The 3,857-nt window shown below is 43.6% G+C and carries 5 protein-coding genes; all 5 read right to left on the bottom strand.

Annotated elements, in window-relative coordinates; translation table 11 throughout:
- The coding region (locus tag K8S13_RS24920) for a glycosyltransferase family A protein (RefSeq protein WP_291466453.1) at window positions 1-263 on the bottom strand (263 nt) is incomplete at its 3' end.
- 339 nt (window positions 264-602) lie between these two features.
- Window positions 603-728 carry a hypothetical protein gene (locus K8S13_RS24925; RefSeq protein WP_291466458.1) on the bottom strand — a complete coding sequence of 42 codons (126 nt, stop codon included), beginning with the start codon at window positions 726-728 and terminating at the stop codon, window positions 603-605.
- Window positions 729-793: 65 nt separating this feature from the next.
- Window positions 794-901, bottom strand: a complete 108-nt coding sequence (locus tag K8S13_RS25865; protein ID WP_367172899.1) for an AMP-binding protein — start codon at window positions 899-901, stop codon at window positions 794-796.
- Window positions 902-958: 57 nt separating this feature from the next.
- Window positions 959-2,236: an OFA family MFS transporter gene (locus K8S13_RS24930; protein WP_291466455.1), complete on the bottom strand. Its 1,278-nt coding sequence runs from the start codon at window positions 2,234-2,236 to the stop codon at window positions 959-961.
- A gap of 256 nt (window positions 2,237-2,492) precedes the next feature.
- Window positions 2,493-3,857, bottom strand: a 1,365-nt coding sequence (locus K8S13_RS24935) for a sigma-54 dependent transcriptional regulator (RefSeq protein WP_291466457.1), incomplete at its 5' end; no start/stop codon positions are given.

Consider the following 3,857-nt stretch of genomic DNA (forward strand, 5'->3'; position numbering starts at 1 on the left):
CTATCAGCGTCTATTGTAACGAGGATATCACCTTTGGATGCCTCAGCTCCCTTGTTTCGGATATGGCTCAAATTTCGGGAGTCGTCAGTTATAACCTTTATACCAAATTGAGTGGCAATCTCTCCAGTTCTGTCAGTGCAACGGTTCAGCACCACAATATGCTCAACTTCTTCGGACACCACTTTTGCTGCAGCTTTAACGGAGAACAGGCATTTCTTTATAAATAGTTCTTCATTGTGAGCTGGAGTAATTACGGAGATCATTGTTTTTAACACCGAACAATTAATTATGCGGTTGTCCGCATATTTTCTTATTTTGGGTTATCGTATTTTTTCTATCCGCATATCATATATATTGACATACTATTCTTTTAGTCGTTATTCCCGTTTATTGTTGGAAATATTTTTGAGCGCAAGGTTCGGGAATTAACGGCATCAATTCTATAACGTTGTATTGGTGAATACAATAGGTAAAAATCCCTATTTCGAAAAATTTTGAGAAAGGCTCTTATGAGCTTTGCCGGTATTCTTGAAAAAAACAAGGGTCGATCTGAAAATCAAATTTCAGACCGGCCCTTTTATGTGAAATGTTAAATTTTTAAGCTAATTACTGGTTAATTCCTTATGGTATTCAATCAGGTTGCCGACCACCTCCGGGTCTGCCAGAGTGGAAATATCTCCCAAGCTGTCAAACTCATCATTTGCAATTTTTCTTAAGATACGGCGCATGATTTTTCCTGAACGGGTTTTGGGTAATGGCATAGGGCAGCGGAGTGATCATGATACCGCCGGTTTCAGTCTGCCACCATGTAACCACCTACATCGTGTTGTATGCCCTTGGGTGTTCCGGTTGACCCGGAGGTATAAAGGATAAACAGAGGGTCTTCTCTCCTTCTTTTGATTAAAACCCATTTACAAAATTAACTTCAAAACTTTTAGCTATAGCAAAAAAGTGATTCTTAAATTTCTTCAGGTACGGGATTGGCTATGAATTCAAGTTGTTTCCGGATTTCAGTAACAGGAGATTTGGTCATCAAGGCAAAAACCGCTCCGATTAGAAGAAGCCCTGATGCAAGAATATAAGCTATTTTGGGACTATTGGTATACGCAACAATCATTTGAGAAACCCTTGGGAAGATGAACCCTCCCACACCCCAGGCACTGAAAACCAGTCCGTAATTAACGCCAAAATTCTTTAAACCGAAAAAATCTTTGGTTGCAGATGGAAATAAAGAAAGATTTGTACCGTAATTAAATCCAATCAGTACTGCTGCAAGAACCAGAAGCATCACCTGTGCCGGTGGTATAAACAAAAGAGAAAAGATGACAATCGACTGAAAAATCAACATGATAAAAAGGGTGTTTGCCCGTCCGATGCGGTCTGAAAGGATCCCTGCAATAACACGTCCCGAGGCATTTCCCACTGCCATTAAGGCCACAACGACCCAGGCCATCTGACCCATTCCCTGTTTTGCCATTCCTGCCACACCGCCAATGATCATAAGGCCGGCACCGGATGCAATACAGAAAACAATCCATAATTTATAGAACGCCGGCGTGCGAAGCATTTCGCCCGGAGCAAAATCAATTGAGCGGCTTGCAGCAGGATTATTTTTTTTATTCGTTTCTTCCGGATGAACATATCCTTCCGGGGGATTTACCAGAAATTGTGCAAGGGCAGAAACAATAATGAGAAAGGCAATACCGAAAACAAGCATGGCCTGGGAAAGCCCCATCCTGTCAATTAAAAATATTGCCAACGGCGCAATATAAACAGATGCCAGTCCGAACCCGGCAACAACAATACCGGCAATCATGCCGGTTTTGGCAGATGGAAACCATTTGATGGCAGGCGGTGTTGCCGATGCATAACCAAAACCAAGACCCATTCCAGTGAGAATGCCGAATCCGATTATCCAACTGATCCATGCAGTGGAAAATGAAATAAGAATCAGTCCAAGCCCTGTGAGAATGCCGCCAATGACAGCTGTAATCTTTGGGCTGATCCTGTCCTGAAGACGGCCGGCAAAAATCATGGTAAACGCAAAGACAAGGCAGCAGACGGCATAGGGGTCATTTAAGGAAGCCAGACTCCAGTTAAAAAGACCATCGCCCGCCACAATTGACTCTTTGATGGTCATTTTAAAAATACTCCATGTATAAAGTATCCCCAAAGCCAAGTTTATACCTAATCCTGCCATTGTTACGCGCCAGCCAAGACTTTTAATCTGATTCATAAGAGATTCTCCTTTAATAAATAATTGTGATTCATTACAATTTATTTATTGTAAGAGCAATCATTGTGCCGGACGACATAAATAATTCTATCTATTTGTTTTTATTGAATTTTAAATAAAAAATGAATTTAAGTAAATTTCACAGGGGTACAACAAAAGTTGTAGAAGACGATATTGACCCGAACAGATATTCGATAGAACAGGCCAAAAGGAGAGTTTCTACAACTTTTGTTGTGAATACAATTTTTGTTGTAGGTTAAGTATCTTTTTTCTCGAATTTTAATTTCTGCAGTCTTTTACTCAGGGCCTGCTGGGAGATGCCAAGAATCCCGGCGGCAGCAGACTGGTTGCCGCAGGTCTGTTTCATGGCTTTCTCCACAAGTTCTTGAGAGGCTTCTTTCAGGGTGGGTAAAGAAAAATCCGGGATATCTTTTGGCCCGGAGCCTGATCCGGATACGCCCGGGCCTTTGAACAGGTCTGCTGTGATGGGGCCTTTCCTGTATCGTGAGATAGCGTCATACACCATGGATTTAAGTTCCCTGATGTTGCCCTTGAAAGGATAGGTTTCCATCTGCTCGATCAATATTTTTGGAAGTTCGGGAATCGGTTTATCCAGTTCATCAGCTGCCTGGCAGACAAACCGGTCCAGCAGCAGCGGCAAGTCCAGAAGACGCTCCCGCAGGGGCGGTAGAGTCAATATATGGGTGGAAAGACGGTAGATCAAATCTTTTCTGAAAATTCCTTTTTTTTCAAGAGCCCAGAGATCCAGATTGGTGGAAGCAATGATCCTTGCATCAGAATGTCTGATCTTGTCAGACCCCAAAGGAAGGTATTCCCTTTCCTGGAGCAGCCTGAGCAATTTGACCTGGGAAGTTAAGGCAAGATCTCCGATTTCATCCAGAAAAAGCGTGCCGCCGGCAGCCTGTTCGATCAGTCCCTGCCTTACTTTTTGTGCTCCGGTGAACGCCCCGGGCACATGGCCGAAAAGCGTATCGGAAAACACATTGTCATCTAATCCTGCAACATTGACTACAATCAGCTTTCCCTTTCTCCGGCTCAAAGTATGGATGGGCCGGCCAATGAGTTCCTTTCCCACTCCGGTTTCCCCGAGGATAAGAACCGGCTGTGAAGAAGGAGCAACGGCTTCGATATAGTGAAAGATGGAATGCATCTTTTCATCCTGGGTGATAATATGTGCAAATGCCTTGGGATTTTTTATCTGGGAAAACAGATCGCCTGCAGGGGAATCCTGAAATTTATTTCCAAAATCTCCATAGGCCAGTGCCTGCTTAACGGCTGCTATAAGCCGATCTTCCTCCACCGGCTTTACCACATAATCCATGGCCCCTATTTTCATGCATTTTACCGCCGTATCCACATCAATGGTACCGGTGAGTATAATCACGGGAATTCTGGGATAGGTTTTGCGGACAATTTTAAGCAGGCGTCCACCGTTGATATGGGGCATATTCAGGTCCAGAATGATGAGACAGGGAATCAGCCGTTCCATTTGCCGGATCACGTCCCTTGCGTCACCAATGGTGATGATATTGTCCATACCGGCCATTCTCAGAGTGGTATCCACTGCCAGAAGAATTTCGGGTTCATCATCAACAATGAA

It is taken from the genome of Desulfobacula sp. (genome assembly GCF_021107415.1).